At 70.4% G+C, this 19,495-nt stretch carries 16 protein-coding genes, 1 tRNA gene and 1 riboswitch; of the genes, 8 read left to right on the forward strand and 9 right to left on the reverse strand.

What is annotated here, in order from left to right; genetic code table 11:
- Window positions 1-329: 329 nt before the first annotated feature.
- The 3 genes from V1457_RS13775 to V1457_RS13785 all read left to right on the forward strand — a co-directional run bounded on the left by V1457_RS13775 (window position 330) and on the right by V1457_RS13785 (window position 2,897).
- A complete protein-coding gene (locus V1457_RS13775) occupies window positions 330-1,436 on the forward strand; it encodes an LLM class flavin-dependent oxidoreductase (protein ID WP_295145166.1) in 1,107 nt (368 codons plus the stop codon).
- Window positions 1,437-1,572: 136 nt separating this feature from the next.
- Window positions 1,573-1,962, forward strand: a complete 390-nt coding sequence (locus V1457_RS13780) for a DUF3817 domain-containing protein (protein ID WP_200070865.1) — start codon at window positions 1,573-1,575, stop codon at window positions 1,960-1,962.
- Window positions 1,959-2,897 (forward strand): heme o synthase, encoded by a 939-nt coding sequence (locus V1457_RS13785; protein WP_338604213.1) that lies wholly within the window; start codon window positions 1,959-1,961, stop codon window positions 2,895-2,897. Before V1457_RS13780 ends, V1457_RS13785 begins: the two co-directional genes overlap by 4 nt.
- 9 nt (window positions 2,898-2,906) lie before the next feature.
- On the opposite strand, the gene V1457_RS13790 is transcribed toward V1457_RS13785, so the two are convergent.
- The 9 genes from V1457_RS13790 to metE all read right to left on the reverse strand — a co-directional run bounded on the left by V1457_RS13790 (window position 2,907) and on the right by metE (window position 10,801).
- On the reverse strand, window positions 2,907-3,107 hold the full coding sequence (locus tag V1457_RS13790; RefSeq protein ID WP_338604216.1) for a type II toxin-antitoxin system PemK/MazF family toxin: 201 nt from the start codon (window positions 3,105-3,107) through the stop codon (window positions 2,907-2,909).
- A gap of 122 nt (window positions 3,108-3,229) precedes the next feature.
- Window positions 3,230-3,442, reverse strand: coding sequence for an antitoxin (locus V1457_RS13795; protein ID WP_338604219.1), 213 nt, complete (start codon window positions 3,440-3,442; stop codon window positions 3,230-3,232).
- A gap of 28 nt (window positions 3,443-3,470) precedes the next feature.
- On the reverse strand, window positions 3,471-3,899 hold the full coding sequence (locus V1457_RS13800) for a hypothetical protein (RefSeq protein WP_338604222.1): 429 nt from the start codon (window positions 3,897-3,899) through the stop codon (window positions 3,471-3,473).
- Entirely contained in the window at window positions 3,896-4,999 is a 1,104-nt protein-coding gene (locus tag V1457_RS13805; RefSeq protein ID WP_338604225.1) for a molybdopterin-dependent oxidoreductase, read from the reverse strand. The genes V1457_RS13800 and V1457_RS13805 overlap by 4 nt, the downstream gene beginning before the upstream one ends.
- Window positions 5,000-5,135: 136 nt before the next feature.
- The gene (locus V1457_RS13810) at window positions 5,136-5,789 is read right to left on the reverse strand and encodes a glycosyltransferase family 2 protein (protein ID WP_200070871.1); all 654 of its coding nucleotides are present in this window, start codon (window positions 5,787-5,789) and stop codon (window positions 5,136-5,138) included.
- A gap of 157 nt (window positions 5,790-5,946) precedes the next feature.
- Window positions 5,947-6,570 (reverse strand): maleylpyruvate isomerase N-terminal domain-containing protein, encoded by a 624-nt coding sequence (locus V1457_RS13815; RefSeq protein ID WP_338604229.1) that lies wholly within the window; start codon window positions 6,568-6,570, stop codon window positions 5,947-5,949.
- Window positions 6,571-6,745: 175 nt separating this feature from the next.
- Complete coding sequence (locus V1457_RS13820) at window positions 6,746-7,534, reverse strand: SDR family NAD(P)-dependent oxidoreductase (protein ID WP_200070873.1); 789 nt, start codon at window positions 7,532-7,534, stop codon at window positions 6,746-6,748.
- A 183-nt stretch (window positions 7,535-7,717) separates the two neighbouring features.
- Window positions 7,718-8,323, reverse strand: a complete 606-nt coding sequence (locus V1457_RS13825; protein ID WP_200070874.1) for a bifunctional 2-polyprenyl-6-hydroxyphenol methylase/3-demethylubiquinol 3-O-methyltransferase UbiG — start codon at window positions 8,321-8,323, stop codon at window positions 7,718-7,720.
- Window positions 8,324-8,512: 189 nt separating this feature from the next.
- Entirely contained in the window at window positions 8,513-10,801 is a 2,289-nt protein-coding gene (gene metE / locus V1457_RS13830) for a 5-methyltetrahydropteroyltriglutamate--homocysteine S-methyltransferase (RefSeq protein WP_338604232.1), read from the reverse strand.
- 139 nt (window positions 10,802-10,940) lie between these two features.
- A riboswitch (cobalamin riboswitch) is annotated at window positions 10,941-11,105 on the reverse strand.
- A gap of 383 nt (window positions 11,106-11,488) precedes the next feature.
- On the opposite strand from metE, the gene V1457_RS13835 reads away from it, so the two are divergent.
- The 5 genes from V1457_RS13835 (at window position 11,489) to V1457_RS13855 (ending at window position 19,405) form a co-directional block, all read left to right on the forward strand.
- Window positions 11,489-11,562: transfer RNA gene (locus tag V1457_RS13835), tRNA-Arg, on the forward strand.
- A 299-nt stretch (window positions 11,563-11,861) separates the two neighbouring features.
- Entirely contained in the window at window positions 11,862-13,874 is a 2,013-nt protein-coding gene (locus V1457_RS13840; RefSeq protein ID WP_338604235.1) for a cytochrome c oxidase assembly protein, read from the forward strand.
- A 149-nt stretch (window positions 13,875-14,023) separates the two neighbouring features.
- Window positions 14,024-14,455, forward strand: coding sequence for a single-stranded DNA-binding protein (locus V1457_RS13845; RefSeq protein ID WP_200070877.1), 432 nt, complete (start codon window positions 14,024-14,026; stop codon window positions 14,453-14,455).
- Window positions 14,456-14,583: 128 nt separating this feature from the next.
- The gene (ettA, locus tag V1457_RS13850) at window positions 14,584-16,260 is read left to right on the forward strand and encodes an energy-dependent translational throttle protein EttA (RefSeq protein WP_200070878.1); all 1,677 of its coding nucleotides are present in this window, start codon (window positions 14,584-14,586) and stop codon (window positions 16,258-16,260) included.
- Window positions 16,261-16,273: 13 nt separating this feature from the next.
- The gene (locus V1457_RS13855) at window positions 16,274-19,405 is read left to right on the forward strand and encodes a hypothetical protein (protein WP_338604240.1); all 3,132 of its coding nucleotides are present in this window, start codon (window positions 16,274-16,276) and stop codon (window positions 19,403-19,405) included.
- Window positions 19,406-19,495: the final 90 nt, after the last annotated feature.

The following is a 19,495-nucleotide window of genomic DNA, read 5'->3' on the forward strand; positions in this document are numbered from 1 at the left end:
TTCGGGATGATTTGCGCAGCGGTGCCGGTAGCGGAACCTCAGCGACTTCCTCGCCGCCCCTTGCCGGTGTGACCGCGATTTCTGACGTAGCACCCTACGCGGCGAAATCGCTGTCCTCGCGAGGAAGCCGCTGCGAACCCGCGGCGGTGCCGGTTGCTCGCATGGTCGGCCGCTCAGCGGCTCCGCCGCTGACAAGACAATGACCAAAAATCACACTGAAACGACCCCTTGAAGTCAGGGGAGCGCTGATCTCCGACAAGCCCTGTGTGATCACTGGCACAGTCCGGTGCCGGGAACAAATCCGGGAAAAGGAGCGGTTGGAACCGGCGATGAGCACCTCGGCGAACTCCGACCGCGCACCGGCCAACGGCTCCGGCGCACCCGACGAGCCGGACCCGATCCGCGGGCGCGCGCACGGACGTTCGGCCGTTCCGCTTTCGATCCTCGACCTCGCGCCGGTCGGCGCGGCGACCACGCCGGGCGATGCGCTGGCGACCACGACCGAACTCGCCAAGTCCGCCGAGAGCTGGGGATTCCACCGGCTGTGGGTGGCCGAGCACCACGGGATGCCCGGCATCGCCAGCTCCTCCCCGTCGGTCGTGATCGCGCACTTGGCTTCGGCGACCAGCACGCTGCGGCTCGGTTCCGGCGGCGTGATGCTGCCCAACCACGCGCCGCTGGTCGTCGCCGAGCAGTTCGGCACCCTCCAAGCGCTCCACCCTGGCCGCATCGACCTGGGCATCGGGCGCGCACCCGGCACCGACCAGGGCACCGCCCGCGCACTGCGCCGCACCAGCGGGCCGCTGTCGGCGGACGACTTCCCGCAGCAGCTCGGGGAGCTGATGGCGTTCATGGGCGACGGTTTCCCCGCCGATCACCCCTACGTGGAGGTGCAGTCGGTGCCGCACGGCCAGGCGCCGCCGGTGTGGCTGCTGGGTTCCAGCGGGTTCAGCGCGCAGGTCGCCGGAGCGCTCGGCTTGCCGTTCGCGTTCGCGCACCACTTCAGCGCCCGCAACACGATCCCGGCGATGGAGCTCTACCGCGAGTCCTTCCAGCCCTCGGCGGTGCTGGACGAGCCGTACGCGCTGATCGGCGTGCAGACCATCGCCGCGGACACCGACGAGGAAGCGCTGGACCTGACCCGGCCGATCGCGCTGAACATGCTCCGGCTGCGCCGCGGCAGCCCCGGCCCGATCCCGAGTCCCGAGGAAGCGCGCGAATACCCGTACTCCGAGGTGGAGCAAAGCTTCGTGGACAGCTGGCTGGCCGACGCCGTCTACGGCTCGCCGCAGCGCGTGCGCACCGAACTGGAGGAGCTGCGCGAACGCACCGGGGCGAACGAGCTCATGCTCACCGCGAACATGTACGACCGGGAGTCCAAGCTGCACTCCTACGAGTTGATCGCCCGCGAATACGGGCTGCCCGGCGTGGCCTGAACAGCGCCTCGAGCTGCGCAGCGTGGTCGGCGCCACTATCCCACCAGGTCACGCGCAGGCGTGGGAAAGCTGTGGCGTACGGTCGGACTGCTCGAAACGAAGCTGGCGAGCCGGCGGCGGGATTGAGGGGTCTGTGGTGAAGCCTGGCGTGCTGGTCGCGTACCGGGTCATGGCGTACGTGACCGCGGTGCTGCTGATCTTGCTGTGCGCGACGATGGTGCTGAAGTACCTGTGGCCGGAGGGGTCGGCGACCCAGCTCTTCGGTGACACCTGGACCACGACCATCGGTATCGGCCACGGCTACCTCTACATCATCTACTTGTTCGTCGCGCTGGTGACCACGGTGCAGCTGCGGATTCCCTACGGGCGGATGCTGCTGGTGCTGCTGGCCGGCACCATCCCGTTCGGCGCGTTCTTCGCCGAGCGCAAAGTGGTGCTGTGGCACCGGTTGCGCACCAGCGGTGAGCCGCTTCCGTTCGAGCGATCGAGCAGCGCGGCGGCTGCATCGGGGTCGACGAACTCATGACCTCAGTTCCCGAACGAGTCACCGACGAACCCACCACCTCCGCGGAGCCGAAGCGGCGCGGCGTGCTGGCGGCGTACCTGGCGCTGACCAAGCCGCGGGTCATCGAGCTGCTGCTGGTGACCACCATCCCGGCGATGTTCCTGGCCGAGCGCGGCATTCCCTCGCCGTGGCTGGTGCTGGTCACGCTGGCGGGCGGTGCCATGTCCGCGGGCAGCGCGAACGCGCTGAACTGCGTGGCCGACTCGGACATCGACGCGGTCATGCACCGCACCCGCAGCCGCCCGCTGGTCAGCTACGAGGTGCCGCGCAAGCACGCGCTGATCTTCGGGATCGTGCTGGGCGCTGCGTCGTTCGGCATCCTCGCGCTGGGCGCGAACCTGCTGGCCGCGGTGCTGTCGCTGGCGGCGATCCTGTTCTACGTCTTCGTCTACACGCTGGTGCTCAAGCGCCGCACCTCGCAGAACATCGTGTGGGGCGGGGCAGCGGGCTGCATGCCCGTGGTGATCGGCTGGGCCGCGGTGGCGGGCAAGGTCGAGTGGCCCGCGCTGGTGATGTTCGGGGTGGTGTTCCTGTGGACACCGCCGCACTTCTGGTCGCTGGCGATGAAGTACCGCGACGACTACGCCAGCGCCGGGGTGCCGATGCTGCCGGTGGTGGCCACCCCGCGGCAGGTCTCGGCGCGGATCTTGGTCTACAGCTACGCCACGGTGGCCTGCACGCTGCTGCTGGTGCCCGCGACGAGCTGGATCTACGTCGCTTTCGCGGTGCTGGCGGGTACGGCGTTCCTGGTCGTGGCGCAGCGGCTGCACGGCGCGGTGCGGCGCAACGGGGTCGCCAATCCGATGGCGCTGTTCCACCTGTCGAACTCGTACCTGACGGTGCTTTCGGTGGCCATCGCGGTGGATGCGGCGGTCGGCCTGCCCAGCTTGGGCTGAGGCGCCCGATCACAGGTCGAGATGGCGTCGCAGCGCGGCGTCGAGTGCTTCGAGTGATTTGCGGGGCAGCGCGCCTATCCGGCTCCGGATCCGCGTGAAGGAGACCGCGCGCAGTTGTTCGGCCTGGGATTTGGAGTCGTTGTCCAGACCGCACTCGGTCGCCCTTAGCAGCACTTGGAACGGCAGCACGCGGGAGATGTTCGAGGTCACTGGAACCACGGTGACGACCCCGCGGCCGAGCCGCTGGATGCTGCGGTTCGCGGCGTCGTGCTCACGACGACAGCGGGAAGGGTCTTGTTCGCTTCCGAGGCTCCAGCTCGCCCCAGAAGATCTCACCGCGCCGCTTCGCTGATTCCGTCGGCGGTCGTGGAGTCCCAGATCCCGGTATCGCCGGACTCGTCCCACTCCTGCCATGCCGCTGCGTAAGCGTCTTCCAGGTCGGCGCTACGCAGTAGTTCGACGAGCTGGTGGAGCACCGCGGATCGGGAGTTGACGCCAGCCTGTTCGGCGTAGGAGCCGATGAACGCGACATCGTCCTCCGACAAGCTCGCACTCACCTTCATACTTGTGACGCTACTGGCTTTGCCACCGATTTCGCACCGTATTGAGCAATGCGGCCAGCAGCACTGCGCCCCATGTGACGATCAGCGCCGTGCCCAGTCCGGCGAGGTAGTCGCCGTCGACCAGGCCGGGGTTGTGGTTCGTGGCGTACGCGCGCCACAGGAACGGCACGGCGATCGCCACCAGCACGGCGCTCACGACCAGCCCGGCGGCGACCGGAGCCCGCAGCGGGCTCGGCAGCAGCCTGGACAGCGCCCACCCGGCCGCCGCTGCCACCGGCATCAGCAACAGGTCGGTGAGCACCGGACCCGCTAGCAGCCATCCGGCCGTAGCGGTCGTGATCGACGGCTCGGCGAGCAACTGGTCGTACAGGAACCACCCGCCCCAACCGATCATCGTCAGCCCACCGAGGGCGAGGACGACTCGCAACACGACGATCACAGGACCTCCACTCGCCGCAGCCACTTCGTCTGCATCACGCCCGGCCGGTTGGGAGCGATCAAGCGGCACGGGAAGCCGTGATCGGGGTGCAGCGGTTCGCCGCCGAGCCGCAACGCCAGCAATGTCAGCGGGTCGGCGGCGTGCGTAGGCGCGACCACGCTCGACGAGTACGGCCCGGCGGCTTCCAGCGACGACACGCGCACCTGCGCGTCCGCGGGGGCGCCGACCGCGCGCAGCACGTCGGCGAGCCGCACTCCGCTCCAGACCGCCTGCTGGCTCCAGCCCTCCACGCAAGCGATCGGCAGCTCTGCCGTGAACTGCGTAAATGACTCCAGTTCAGGGAGGCTGAAGGTACGCACCCCGCGCGGGCCGCGGACTTCCAGCCGCCAGCCGGTGTCCTGCGCGGAGTCGAGCACCCCGGCCGCGGCGGCGGTCCGGTTCACCGGCAGGCCCTGCGCTCCGAGCCGGGAGCGAGTGCCCAGCACCGCCACCTCGCGTAACCAGGGCACCGTCATCCCCGCGGTGACCGTGACCGCGGTGCCGACCGACAGCGCTGTCACCCCCAGAAAGCCCCTCCGGCTCACGAGCCGGCCCGGGCCGCGTTGCGCGGCGGGCTCGCGCGGCTCGCCCAGCGCCCGCCGGAACACCGGGATCTTCACCGCCGCGTGCAGCAGCAGCGACCCCACGGCGATCCAGCCCACGGCGAAGTGCACCTGCGGGAAGTAGAAGTTCCACGGGTAGTTCTGCGCGATGTTGAACAGGCCGGTCAGCAGCTCGAACGAAGCCGAAGTCACCAGCACCAGCAGCGACAGCCGCTCCAGCAGGTGCGGCAGCGAACGCACCACCGGGCGCTCGAACAACTTCGGCGCCACGCTCCACAGCTTCGCGGCCAGCAGCGGGATCGCCGCGATTCCGCTGATCACGTGCACGCCCTGGGTGACGCGGTATAGGTTGACCGGCCGCGACGGCCAGTGGAACCAGCCCGGCGGGTGCTGGATCCCGTGGCTGATCAGGCCGGTGATCATGCACAGGCCGAAGGTCACCGCCAGCCACATCCCCAGGTGGCCCGCGGTGACCGGTTCCCGTCCCGCTCTCGTCATGGCACCTTCCGCGATATCGGCCCGGCAGTTTCGGGCTCTCCTGGTTGTTCGGAGACCTCGCGGATGGCGATTGCGACAGAACGGCGTGTTCGCGGCTGGTGTCCACATCGGACGGACGGCGCGCTCGGGACGCCGATCACCGCATGACGCGCGCCATGTCCCGCACGGCCCGGGTGGTGCCCTTCACCGAGCCGGTCACCTTGGACCGGGTTCCGGCGGTGCGGGGGCGGTAGTCGATCGGCAGCTCGGCGACCCGCCAGCCCGCCTGCTGCGCGCGGAGCAGCAGCTCCAGCGGATAGCCGAACGCACGGTCCTGCACGCCCAGGTCCAGCAGCTCCTGCCGCCGGGCGCAGCGCACCGGGCCGATGTCGTGCACCGGCAGACCCCGGCGGCGCAACAGCCCGGCGAGCACGGCGTTGCCCGCTTGCGCGTGCCACGGCCAGGCTCCGCGGGTGGTCGGGACGCGGCGGCCCACGGACAGGTCGGCGGTGCCGGAACGCACGCGCTCCACCAGCTCGGGCAGCACCGCCGCGTCCATCGAGCCGTCCGCGTCCAGGAAGCACACGATCTCCGCATCGGCCGCTTCCAGGCCCGTGTGCACCGCGGCGCCGTAGCCGCGCCGCGTCTCGTGCAGGACTTGCGCGCCGTGGTCCGCGGCGACTTCGGGCGATCCGTCGGCGGAGCCGTTGTCCACCACGATCGCCCGGTAGTCGCCGGGAATCGCGGCCAGCACGCCGGGCAGCGCGGCGGCCTCGTCCAGGCAGGGCAGGATCACGTTCACGGAACTCATGCCGACCAAGCTAGAGCCATCGGCGATCGTGAGTTACCGCGGGACGGTCCAGCCACCTTCGAGCGCGGCGCGGCGTGGCCCGCTGCGTCGCGTCGCGAGCGGCTGCCTGCCTCGTCCGATCGGCGTCGGCGCGGCCCGTTTCCGCAGGTGAGCGTGCTCATCGCAGCACCGGGAACACCGGGCTGCCCGCGCGCCCGGTGGCGACGTCGATGAAGTTCACCGGGTCCGCGATGCCCGCGAGCAGCGCGACGGTGTCCCGAACCGGGGCACCGGCCATCGGCCCCGGCACGTCCAGCTCCAGCGCGGCGGCCATGTCGAAGTAGTGCACGACCGCCTCCATCAGCGCCAGCCGCAGCGCTTCGCCGATCTGCACGGTTCCGTGCCCGCCGTAGTCGAAGTTCCGGCTCAGGTCCCGGGCGCGCATGTCCGCGAGCACTTCGGGCGCCACGGTGGCGAACTGCTCGACCAAGTCGCCCATCGACCGGTCCTCGGTGCTGCGCACCGCGGCGTCGCGGATCGAATCGGCTCCGGTCTCGGCGATGCCGCCCGGTTGTTGGAGGTGACGCAGCAGCGATGCCGCGTCCGGGAAGCTCGGAGCCGCCGACGCGGTCTCGCTGCGGATCACCGCTGCGAGCGTCGCAGGCGCGTCGGCGTAGTGCGCGTAGACGTGCCGCACGTTCCAGCCGTCGAGCCTCGTCGGCGTGTCCCACCGAGCGTCCGGCAACGACTTGCCCAGTTCCGCCCAGCCGCGCCACGCCTGGCCCAACGCATCCAGGATCATGGTTCCCCCATTCCGTCCCGCCGTCATTGGAGCACGTCCGCGGCTTCGGCCGGGTGCGATTCGGTGGGAGAACCGGTGGCGAGCCACTGCACGGTCCCGGCGGCGCGCAATGCGCACGGGGGCTTTCGGGGCTCGCCGTTGCTCGGCGAGCCCCGCGGCAGCAAGCCCGAAGCGGTCAGGCCAGCGACGGCGCCACGCCGCCGTCGACGCGCAGTGCCGCGCCGCTGCTGGCCGAGCCCGCTTCGGAACCCGCGTACAGCACCAGGTTCGCGACCTCTTCCGGCCGGATCAGGCGGCCCAGCAGCGAACTCGGCCGCTCCTGCGCGATGAACCGCCGCTCGGCCTCCTCGAACGGCACGTCCGAGCCGATCCGGCTGCGGATGAACTCCTCCACGCCCGGAGTCAGCGTCGGGCCGGGCAGCACGCTGTTCACGGTGACGCCGCTGCCCGCGACCTCTTGCGCCATGCCGCGTGCGACGGACAGCTGGGCGGTCTTGGTCATCCCGTAGTGCACCATCTCGGTCGGGATGAAGATCGACGACTCGCTGCTGATGAAGATCACCCGGCCCCAGCCGCGCTGCACCATCCGCGGCGTGTAGTGCCGCGCGAGCCGCACCCCGGACAGCACGTTGACCTCGAAGAACCGGCTCCACTCCGCATCGCTGATCTCGAAGACGGGCTCGGCGCCGAAGATCCCGGCGTTGTTCACCAGCACGTCCACGTCGGGCAGCTCGGAGATCAGCGAGTCGGCGCCTTCCGCGGTACCGATGTCGGCGGCGATGCCCCGCACGGTGCCGCCGGTCTCCGCGCGGATCGTCGCCACGGTGTCGTCGACCCGTTGCTCGGAACGCCCGTTGACCACGACCTCGGCGCCCGCGCGGGCGAAGGTGGTGGCGATGGCTTGGCCGATGCCGCTGGTCGAGCCGGTGACCAGCGCGGTGCGCCCGGTCATGTCGGTGTTCATCGCTGCTCGCTTTCCTGGTGGCTGCTCGTCCGGCGGGGCTGCCGGAGACACCTTCGCCATACCCCGTGCTGAGTCCGGTGCATCGCGCGGTCGTGCATCCGGCAGTGCCGGTTCCGCAACGAGCAGCGAGCCGGACCACCGCTTTGTTCCGCGATGTGTCCGGGCGCACGGCCCGCGGGTCGCTCAGCCGGGCTTCTGCCAGGTCAGCGAGTAGCGCCACAGCAGGTGCCTGCGGAACCGGCTGCCCGGCAGCAGGTGTTCGGCCGCCCGCCGCACCTGGCCCCAGCTCATGTCCGGGTCCCGCACCGGCATTCCCGGTGCGTCGCCGCAGCCGCCGTGGCGCCGCGCGCGCACTTGGTGAGCGGGCAGACCTGCGAGCGCGGCCGCCCAGTCCAGCGGGGTCCGGTTGCGCGCGAGGCCCACGATCACGAGCCGACCGCCGGGGGCGAGCAGCCGCACCATGCTGCCGACGGCCGCGGCGAACTCCATGTGGTGGATCGCCGCGACGCTGCTGATGAAGTCGTACCCGGCGGCTCTGGACTCGTCGTGGAACTCCAGGAAATCGGCTTCCACGAAGGAAAGCCCGGGGGAGTCGGCGCGCTCCCGCGCCGCGCCGATCATGCCCGGGTCGCGGTCGATCCCGGTGACCCGCTGCGCGCGTCCCGCCAGCTCGCGCGCGAGCCTGCCGTCACCGCAGCCGACGTCCAGCGCTTCCGCGCAGCCTTCGGGCACTTCGTCGAGCACCAGCGGGTAGTAGTGCACGTTGTGGTTCCACTGATCAACCGCCACGGGCCCAAGCTACCGAGCCGAATGTGACCGTGGTGTTGCCGAACGCACTCGTTCGCGCAAGGCGAATCCGAGTCTTCGCCCCGGAGCGAAAAGCGGGGGCACGCCCGGGCGCTGGGCGTGCCCCCGCCGAAACGCCGGGGACGCGAGGCGGCGGTGGGAAGGGAAACCGCCCGCGCCACCGGCGATGGATCAGCTCAACGCCGGACGCACGGCTTCGGTTGCGCTGACCACGTTCTGCAACGCCGTCTCCACCTCGGCGTAGCCGCGGGTCTTGAGCCCGCAGTCCGGGTTCACCCACAGCCGCTCGGCGGGCACCGCCGACAGCGCCGCCCGCAGCAGGTCGGAGACCTCGCCGGATTCCGGCACGCGCGGTGAGTGGATGTCGTAGACACCGGGCCCGACGCCGCGGCCGAACCCGACCTCGTTGAGGTCGTCCAGCACCTCCATCCGCGAACGGGCCGCTTCGATGCTGGTCACATCCGCGTCCAGGGCCACGATCGCGTTGATCACGTCACCGAACTCGGAGTAGCACAGGTGCGTGTGGATCTGGGTCGAATCCGAGATGCCGGAGGTGGCCAGCCGGAACGACTCCACCGCCCAGTCCAGGTACTCCTCGTGCTGCGCCGACCGCAGCGGCAGCAGCTCGCGCAACGCGGGCTCGTCGACCTGGATGGCCCGGATCCCGGCGTTCTCCAAGTCCTTGACCTCGTCCCGGACCGCGAGCCCCACCTGCCGGGCGGTCTTGGCCAGCGGCTGGTCGTCGCGCACGAACGACCACGCGAGGATGGTGACCGGGCCGGTCAGCATGCCCTTCACCGGCTTCTCGGTGAGCTGCTGGGCGTACTTCGCCCAGTCCACCGTGATCGGCGCGGGCCGGGACACGTCGCCGAACAGGATCGGCGGGCGCACGCAGCGGGAGCCGTAGGACTGCACCCAGCCGTTCTGCGTGCTGACGAATCCCTCCATGTGCTCGGAGAAGTACTGCACCATGTCGTTGCGCTCGGGCTCGCCGTGCACCAGCACGTCCAGGCCCAGTTCCTCCTGCAGCCGGATGACCCGCTCGATCTCGTCGCGCATCCGCTGCTTGTAGGTGGCCTGGTCGATGTTGCCCTTCTGCAGCGCGGCACGGGCCTTGCGGACGTCGGTGGTCTGCGGGAACGAGCCGATCGTGGTGGTCGGCAGCGGTGGCAGCCGCAGCGATTTCTGTTGCGCCGCACGGCGGTTCTCGTAGGCGCCGCGGCGCGCGTGCTCGGGTTTGAGCGAGTCCAGCCGTGCCTGCACCCGGTTGTTGCGCACGCGGTCGGCGTTGGCCCGGTCGGCGATCACCTGGCGCGCGGCGATCAGCTGCTCGCCGACCGCGTCGCGGCCCTCGTGCAGTGCCCGGCCGAGCACCACGACCTCGTCGACCTTCTGCGCCGCGAACGCCAGCCACGACTTGACCTGCGGGTCGATGCCGGTCTCCGCCTCGACGTCGTAGGGCGAGTGCAGCAGCGAGCAGGACGTGCTGACCGCGACCGAACCGGCCACGCCGAGCAGCGTCGCCGCCGTGGTCAGCGCCTTGTCCAGGTCGGTGCGCCAGATGTTGCGGCCGTCGACCAGGCCGGCGACCAGCGTCTTGTCCCGCAGCCCCTGGACAGCGGGCAGTTTGTCCACAGTGGAGGAACCGGCGATCAGGTCGACGCCCAGCGCCTCCACCTCGGCGGCGGCGAGCACGCCCAGCGCGTCGCCGAGATCGCCGAAGTAGGAGGACACGAAGATCTTCGGCCGCTCCCGCAGCTCGCCGAGCTTGCGGTAGGCGGCGCGCAACGCGTCCAGCTCGGCCTGCGAGCGATCCGCGACGAACGCGGGCTCGTCCAGCTGCACCCACTCCACACCGGCGCGGTGCAGCTCACCGAGCAGCTCGGTGTACGCGGTGAGCAGGTCGTCGAGCCGGTCCAGCGGGCGGAACGATTCCGGCGCGCCCTCCTCCGGCTTCGACAGCAGCAGGAACGTCAGCGGTCCGACCAGCACCGGACGGGTCTGCACGCCGAGTTCAGCCGCCTCGTTGTACTGGTCGACGGGAGTCTGGTCGGACAGCGCGAACGCCGTGTCCGGGCCGATCTCCGGCACCAGGTAGTGGTAGTTGGTGTCGAACCACTTCGTCATCTCCAGCGGCGGTGTCGATTCCACGCCGCGTGCCAACGCGAAGTAGGTGTCCAGCGGGCTCAGGCCCAGCTCCCGGAAGCGGCGCGGGACCGCGCCGAACGTGACGGCGGTGTCGAGCACCTGGTCGTAGTACGAGAACGTGTTGCCGGGCACCGAATCCAGCCCGGCGTCGCGCAGCGATCGCCAGGTGTCGGTGCGCAGGGTGCGTGCGACTTCGCGCAGTTCCGGCTCGGAGATCCGGGACTTCCAGTAGTTCTCCAGCGCACGCTTGAGTTCCCGGTTCGGGCCGATCCGGGGGTAGCCGAGTACGGTGGAGCCGATCTTGCTGGCCAACGCTCTCTCCTCGCGAGCTCGACGGCAGGTTCGCCGAGGTCGCGCCGGGACCGGCACACGCCACCGCGTGCGGTTCCTCCACCGGTCCTCCCACGGGACCTCGGGCTCGCGTGCGCATCGCGGCGCACGCACCGGCGGCAGGTCTTCGGACTCGCGGGCGTTCCTCCGGCGGGTGCCGGGTCTTCCTACTGACCGTCGGCTTCCCGAGCGCGTGCTCAGTGCTGTGACCGGCCGGAACCGGTGACGGCGTTCGTTCCCACTCACCGCTGCGGGGCAGTCCCGGATTCGCACCGGGTTCCCTCTTGCCTCGCCCGCCGCGTGCCTGCTCGGGCCGGTGCGGGCGAACCACCAGCACGTCGGAGGTTACCCAGTTCTGCTCGGAAGACAAGGCCCGCGAACTCCGACATCGCGTCCACTGCATGGGAAAGCGCGATAGGTGACCTGGGATTTCGACCGATCTCGCGCAATTCGCGGGAGAAACCGGATCGGAGACGCGGATCACGTCCGAACGGCTGCGAAGCGGGGTCGCCGACCGTGCGGTGAGCGGGCGCGGCGGGGTCGAAGATCGCGGATCTGTCGATCGGCTTGCCGTTCTATACCGGCTCTGCAACGCCGCCCGCGTCGGTCCCACGGTCGGCGGAGCTGCCCGTTACCCTGCTCCGTGCAGCTCAGCAATGTGGTGAACAGGCCCTCGTAGCTCAGTCGGACAGAGCAAAGGACTTCTAATCCTTAGGTCGCAGGTTCGAGTCCTGCCGGGGGCGCTTTTCCCTGGTCGAGAGTTCGAACCACAGCATCTCAAGATCAATTGAGCGTACCTTAACCCACGTTCCGCGGAGGTGCCGAACGCCTCTCGGGCCGACTTCGTGGCGCGTACTCTCCGCAACTCCGCCGCGTCCGTACGTGTACAAATTGATCACTTTCGGTGTCGAACCTGATCACGTTTCGTGCTGATTGATCGTGGCTGCCGACGCTTGATCCGGCCGGTCCTGCTCAGTTGCGCGGTTCGCGTGCGTCGGCACCCGAAAACCGCAGGTCAGGACATGTCCGTTAGGCTCGGCGCGTGGCTTCTGAGACGGTTCCGGCCGGACGGCGCAGATCGAGTGCGGTGGGAGTGCTGGTCGGCACGGCGGGACTCCTGGCCGCGGTGGTGGCGATCGCGCTGACCGCGTTGTCCGCGAGCGACGCCTACGCCGCCTACGGCCTGCCGGACCCCGGCGCGGTCACCAGGTTCGGGCTGCCTGTGGCGCGGGTGCTGGCCGAATCCGGCGCGGTGGTGTGCATCGGTTCGCTGCTGCTGGCCTCGTTCGGCATCCCGGCGCGGCGATCCGGGCCGTTGACGGCCGACGGCTACGCGGCGGTGCGGGCAGCAGGCTGGGCGGCCGCGCTGTGGTGCGTCGGCGCTGTGTTGCTGGTGCCGTTCACCGCCGCGGACGCCACCGGACGTCCGGTGAGCGAGGTGCTCGACAGCACCGTGCTGTTCGGCCTCGTGGACGCGTTGGAAGAGGCCAAGTCATGGCTGATCACCGCGGTGATCGCGCTCGTGCTCGCCGTCGCCTGCCGGATCGTGCTGTCGTGGGGCTGGACGGTCGCGCTTTTCGCGCTGTCGCTGGCCGGGATGCTGCCGCTGATCGCCACCGGGCACTCCGCCAGCGGCGGTGCGCACGACATCGCCACGAACAGCCTGCTGTTCCACCTGTACTCCGCGACGATCTGGGTCGGCGGGCTGATCGCCGTGCTCGCGCACCTGGCGCGCAAGGGCGCGCACGCGGGACTGGTGGCGCGGCGGTTCTCCAAGATCGCGCTGGTGTGCTGGATCGTCATGGCGGTCTCCGGCGTGCTCAACTCCTACGTGCGGGTGCCGCCGGAGCAGTTGTTCACGACCACCTACGGGGCGTTGGTCGTGGTCAAGGTGCTGTGCCTGGCGCTGCTCGGTGTCATCGCGTACTTCCAGCGGGAACGCGCGGTCAAGCGGATCGAGGAAGGTGCCGGGCGCAACGCGCTGCTGCGGCTGGGCGCGGTCGAGGTCCTCGCGATGTTCGCGACCATCGGTGTCGCCGTCGCGCTCGGACGTACGCCGCCGCCCGCGGAGCTCGGCCCGCTGCCCTCGCGGGTGGAGCTGCTGGTCGGGTACCCGATCGAACCGCCGACCGTGCTGCGGCTGCTGTTCGACTTCCGCTTCGACCTGGTCTTCGGGACGTTCTCGATCGCGTTGGCCGCGCTGTACGTGTGGGGCGTGGTCAAGCTGCGGCGGCGCGGCGACCGGTGGCCGGTGGGGCGCACCGCGGCGTGGCTGCTCGGGTGCGCGTCGATCCTGATCGCCACCTCGGCGGGCATCGGCCGGTACGCACCCGCCATGTTCAGCGTCCACATGGGACAGCACATGGTGCTGTCGATGCTCTCGCCGGTGCTGCTGGTGCTGGCCGGGCCGACGTCGTTGGCGCTGCGGGTGCTCAAGCCGGCCTCGAAGGACCAGCCGCCGGGGCCGCGGGAGTGGTTGCTGGCCTTCCTGCATTCGCCGCTCACGCGGCTGCTGACCAACCCGCTGGTGGCGTTGGCGCTGTTCGTGGGGTCGTTCTGGGCGCTGTACTTCTCCGGGTTGTTCGACGCGGCGCTGTACGAGCATTGGGCGCACCTGGCGATGAACGCGCACTTCCTGCTGGTGGGCTACGTCTTCTACTGGCCGGTGATCGGCATCGATCCGGCGCCGCGGCAGCTGCCGCCGCTGGTGAAGGTCGGGCTGGTGTTCGCTTCGATGCCGTTCCACGCGTTCTTCGGCATCACGCTGATGATGTCCAAGACGGTGATCGGCTCGGACTTCTACCGCGGGCTGGCGCTGCCTTGGGTGCCGGACCTGCTGGCGGATCAGAACCTCGGCGGGGGCCTCGCGTGGGCGTCCGGAGAAGTGCCGTTGGTCGTGGTGATGCTGGCGCTGCTGATCCAGTGGTCGCGCGCGGACGATCGGGCCGCACGGCGGATCGACCGCAAGGCCGATGCGGACGGGGACGCGGACCTCAAGGCGTACAACGAAATGCTGCGCCGCCTGTCGGAGGGCGACACGTCCGGCAGCCGCTGAGTTGTCCACAACAGCCGCGTCCGTCCACAGATCGTGAAATCGAGGTGGCGGCGCGTGATCGGCGCACCGCAAGCTGGATTCAGGCCGAGATCCGGCCCGGCGCTTTCGTCCGAGGGGCGGGCGCCGCACGGGACAGCGAGGCGGTAGTGATGTTCGAAACCGGTGTGGCGGTCGTGGGAACGGTGCTGACCGAGCCGCGGACCCGCGAGGTGTCCGGCAGCAAGGTCGTCAGCTTCCGGGTGGGCAGCAGTGCCCGGCGCTTCGACAAGACCACCGAGCAGTGGGTGGACGGTGATCGGCTGGTCGCCACCGTGAACTGCTGGCGGCGGGTGGCGGACGGAGTGGACGGCGTGGTCGCGAAGAGCGCGCCGGTGGTCGTCTCCGGCCGGTTGCGCACGCGGGAGTACGAGCTGCACGGGCAATGGCGAACCTCGGTCGAGATCGAGGCGAACGCGGTGGGGCTGGATCTGGCGCGCAGCAACCGTTTTCCGGAGCCGGAGGCGGCGCCCGCGGCGGTCGGCGGCACCGGCGGTTCGCGCGGATTCGACGCGGGAAAGGTCACCGCGGCCCGTCCCGGCTGATCTTGCAGCCGGTTGACCAGCGGTGATGATGTTGCCAGGGGTGTTCGTGAGCAGTCGGTGCACCGCTGTCGGGGCGGCAACCGACGGCGGTGCACGAGACGACACGGGCCGCATCTACGATTTGGGGTATGGCCGAGTTCGTTTACACCATGAAGAAGGTGCGGAAGGCGCACGGGGACAAGGTCATCCTCGAGGAAGCGACCCTCCAGTTCTACCCCGGTGCGAAGATCGGCGTCGTCGGTCCCAACGGCGCCGGCAAGTCGACCGTGCTCAAGATCATGGCTGGACTCGAGCAGCCGGACAACGGTGAGGCGTTCCTCTCGCCCGGTTTCACGGTCGGCATCATGCAGCAGGAGCCGCCGCTGAACGAGGAGAAGACCGTCCTCGGCAACGTCGAGGAAGGCGTCGGCGAGATCATCCAGAAGCTGCACCGCTTCAACACGATCGCCGAGCAGCTCGCCACCGACTACACCGACGAGCTGATGGAGGAGATGGGCCGGCTCCAGGAAGAGCTGGACCACGCCGACGCCTGGGAGATCGACTCCCACCTCGAGCAGGCGATGGACGCGCTGCGCTGCCCGCCGCCGGACGCCCCGGTCACCCAGCTCTCCGGTGGTGAGCGCCGCCGGGTCGCGTTGTGCAAGCTGCTGCTGAGCAAGCCGGACCTGTTGCTGCTGGACGAGCCCACCAACCACCTCGACGCCGAGAGCGTGCTGTGGCTGGAGCAGTTCCTGCAGAACTACGAGGGCGCCGTGCTGGCCGTGACGCACGACAGGTACTTCCTGGACAACGTGGCCGGCTGGATCCTGGAGCTGGACCGCGGCCGGACTTACCCGTACGAGGGCAACTACTCCACTTACCTGGAGAAGAAGCAGGAGCGGCTGGCCGTGCAGGGCAAGCGCGACCAGAAGCTGCAGAAGCGCCTCAAGGACGAGCTGGAGTGGGTCCGCTCCAACACCAAGGCGCGCCAGAGCAAGTCGCGTTCCCGGCTGGAGCGCTACGAAGAGATGGCCGCCGAGGCGGAGAAGACCCGCAAGCTCGACTTCGAGGAGATCCAGATCCCGCCGGGGCCGCGGCTGGGCAACCTGGTCGTGGAGACCGAGCACCTCAAGAAGGGCTTCGGCGACAACCTGCTGATCGACGATCTGTCGTTCAACCTGCCGCCCAACGGCATCGTCGGGGTCATCGGCCCCAACGGCGTCGGCAAGACGACCCTGTTCAAGACCATCGTCGGGCTCGAGGAGCCGGACGCGGGCAAGGTCCGGGTCGGCGACACCGTCAAGTTGTCCTACGTCGACCAGAACCGGGCCAGCATCGATCCGCAGAAGAACGTGTGGGAGGTGGTTTCCGAAGGTCTCGACCACATCCAGGTCGGGCAGGTCGAGATGCCCTCCCGCGCGTACGTGAGCGCGTTCGGCTTCAAAGGCGCCGACCAGCAGAAGCCCGCGGGGGTGCTCTCCGGCGGTGAGCGCAACCGGCTGAACCTCGCGTTGACCCTCAAAGAGGGCGGCAACCTGATCCTGCTGGACGAGCCGACCAACGACCTCGACGTCGAAACGCTCGGCTCGTTGGAGAACGCGCTGGAGAACTTCCCGGGCTGCGCCGTGGTGATCTCGCACGACAGGTGGTTCCTGGACCGGGTCGCCACGCACATCCTCGCGTGGGAAGGCGACGACGAGAACCCGGCCAAGTGGTTCTGGTTCGAGGGCAACTTCGAGGGCTACGAGAAGAACAAGATCGACAGACTGGGCCAGGAAGCTGCTCGCCCGCACCGTGTCACCCACCGGAAGTTGACCCGGGGCTGAACGGGGAGGCGTGTTGGCCAGCGTGCACGAGGCTCAGCCGAGCGGTGTGGCGCACGAGCTGTACGAACCCGCCTGGCAGATGCGGTGGCGGGTACCCGAGCTTGCTCTGATGCTCGGTGATCAGGCCGTCGCGCAGGCCAGACGCCTCGGTGACCGTTCGTTGCGGCTACGTGCCGAGGCGGTGGCGCTGTTCGCGTCGAACCGCCTCGGGCACGGCGTGGAGGTGACCGGTCGCGCGATCGCGGCCGTCCGCGACGCCGAGGCGGCCGACGACCACGAGCTCGCCACGGAGCTGCGGATCGAGCTCGCGTGCTGCGCGCGCAGCGCGGGCGGGCACGAGGTCGCGCTGCGGATCCTGCAACCGGTCGTCGAACGCGAACGGATCGAGCCGACGCTGCGCGCGCACGCCTTGATCGAACTCGCCGCGGCGCTGCCCGGCAAGCAGCAGGACGGCGAGCGCGCGGACGCGCTCGACGAAGCCGAACGCCTCTACTCCGCCACCTCCGAGCTCAACCGGGACACCAGCCGGGTGCTGCTGTCCCGGGTGCACACCGCGCGGGCCGGGAACCTGCGGCGCAACGGTGACTTCGAGGAGGCGGCGCGGGTCGCCGAGGCCGGGTTGTCGGACCTGGAGCGGCTCGGCGACCCGGCCGCGGAAAGCGGGGAGCTGCACGCACGCCTGGTGCTGGAGCGCGTGCACTCGTTGCTGGACCTGGGGCGTCGTGGTGCGGCCGTGGAGGCGGCCGCGCCGGTGGTCCGGGCTCCCGTACGAGCGGCCGCGGCCGGACCTTCCGGCTGGCTGCGGCTTGCGCTGGCCACTCGCGTGCACTTGCCGTCGGGAGAGCTCGCCGCGGCGGTGCAGCTGCTCAACGACGCGGCGGCGAACGCCGAACGGCACAAGCTGGATTGCTTGCTCAGCGAGTCGCTGAGCATGTCCGCGCAGGTGCACGAACGATCCGAGGAGTTCGCCGAGGCGCTCACCTGCCTGCGCCGTGCCTACGCGGCCGACCGCAGGTGGCGTGCCGCGATGCACTCCGCACGGGTGCGGTTGCTGACGGAGTTTCCCGCGCTGGCCGAGGCGGGTGCCGCGCAAGGACGCGGTGCCAGGACCGCGCACCGGGCCGCCGAAGCACCGGCCCCTCGGCGCGCGGCGGATGCGCGTGAACAGTCCGATGGCCTTGCCGCTGCGGCGCCGCGGTCGCGGACGCACGCCGCGGAGGATCCCGCGCGCACCGCCGCGGACTCCGCGCATGCCGAGCACTTCGCCGCGGTGTTCCCCGGCGCAGTAGTGCCGGACGAGACGGCTTCTTCCGGTGGCGCGGGCGCGTCCGCTCCGGAGCGGACCGGCCGACCCGAGACGGCTGCACATCCGCACGAGCCCGCCGAACCGGAGGAGACGGCGGGACGCCGACGCGCCGACGGCACCGGCAGGAGCCGCGCGCACCGCGCTGCGGAGCCGCCGGCCGAAACCGAGTCGCCGTCATCGCGCAGACGGGACGCCGCTGAGTACGGTTCGCAGCATTCGACGCCCGCGCCGGAAAGTTTCGTCTCGCGGTGGGACGAACCGGCATTCGGGCGCGAGAGCGCCGCCTCCGCGGAGTCGGCCACGACGTTCGCGGCCGGACACGAGTTCCCGCAGCCGGAACCGCCGCAACCCGAGGCACCCGCCGAGCCCGAAGATCCGCTGGACGCGTACCGGCAGCCGGGCGAGGGCAGCGTCCGTGACGCCGCTCGCCGGTTGATGGAGACGCTGACCAGCAGGGTCGACGAGGATCGCAAACCGGCCCAGGACCCGCTGCGGCGCAACGCCGCGGACGAACCCTCCACCGGGCGAGGCGCGGACATGCCGGCTCCGCGGGCCCCGCAGCAACCGGCGACCGGCGGAGGCCGCCGCCGCGCTCCGGAACCGGACGACGAGGCCCCGGCCGGTCACGGCGGGGTGGACGTTCCGGTCGGCAACGTCACCTCGGCTCCGTTCAGCGAGGACTTCCCGGTCCGCGACTTCGGTTCGCGAGCGGACGATCCGCTGCGAGCCCAGTCCGACTCGGCGCCGGATTCCGCCCCGTTGAGCGGATTTCCGGCTCCGCGCCGGTACCGGGAGGAAACCGGCGACCCGGCCGCGCAGCAACCGCCGTGGGAAACCGCGCGCGCCGCGGACCGGTGGGACGAGCAGCCGCCCGCACCGGACGTCACCGCGATCATGCCGGTGATCGCGGTGCCGGAGGACGACGCGGAGCCGCACGGCGATGCCGTGCAGGTGGGTGCGGTGGAACCGGCAGGCGGTACCGAGCGCCCCGCTGCACCGCAGGCCGAGGACTCCGCCCCGCCGTACTCGGACTCGGCGGCTGATCGGCTCGGTGCGCTGGACGAGTTCGCCGAGCCCTCGGACGGCGGCCGCCGTTCGCACGGGCGTTCGCTGGCCGAGATCCGCGAGAGCCTCGCCATGACGCAGGACCGCGAGAACGAGTCCCGCGGCGGGGCCCGGCACGCTCCCGCAGCTGACGACTACTTGCGTACCGATGCCGAACAGCTCGACGATCCACCGCGCTCCGGTGGTTCGTGGGCGGATCGCTATCTGAGCGCGTACGCGGGCGAGGACCACCGCGCAACCGGTCGCCGGGCGGCCAGGCACGCCGACCCGGACGAAGCGGCTGCGCCCGCGGCCTCCGACCCGGGTGCCTCGCCGTGGGATTCGGCGCCGTGGGAGCGCGGAACCGGCGATGCGGGCGACGGGTCGCAGGCTCCTGCCGACAACCTGCTGCCCGGCCCGGGAGTCCGCGGTCTGGGTGAATCCACCGGCGCGAACGCTGCGGAACCGGCGAGCAGGCACGCCGACCCCTCCTCCGAGCACGCGCGGTCCGCGGCGGAACTGCTCGCCAGGCACCGCGGTGCGGAACAACAGGCGCAGGACTCACCGCAAGGAGAAGTCGGCCTCGCGGACCTGCTCGCCGAGGCCCTGCTGGCCTACGAGAACGGCAGGCGCGGCGACGAGCACGACGACGGGCAACGCGCGAGCAGGCACTCGGACGCGGACGCGCGATCACCCCAAGAGTCCACTTCGGACTCCGCTGCGCCCGGTGCACGGCACCGCAGACCCGCGGATTCCCCTTCGCCGCACGATTCTTGGACGTCGCGCGGCTACTGAGACGTTGTGCCGAACGAGCCGGGAGCAACGGTGCTCCCTCCCCGCCGGTGAGCGGTCCAGCGGGCTTAGGGTGGAAACGTCCTGGCACAA

The organism is Saccharopolyspora sp. SCSIO 74807, from assembly GCF_037023755.1.
GTDB classification, from domain to species: Bacteria; Actinomycetota; Actinomycetes; order Mycobacteriales; family Pseudonocardiaceae; genus Saccharopolyspora_C; species Saccharopolyspora_C galaxeae.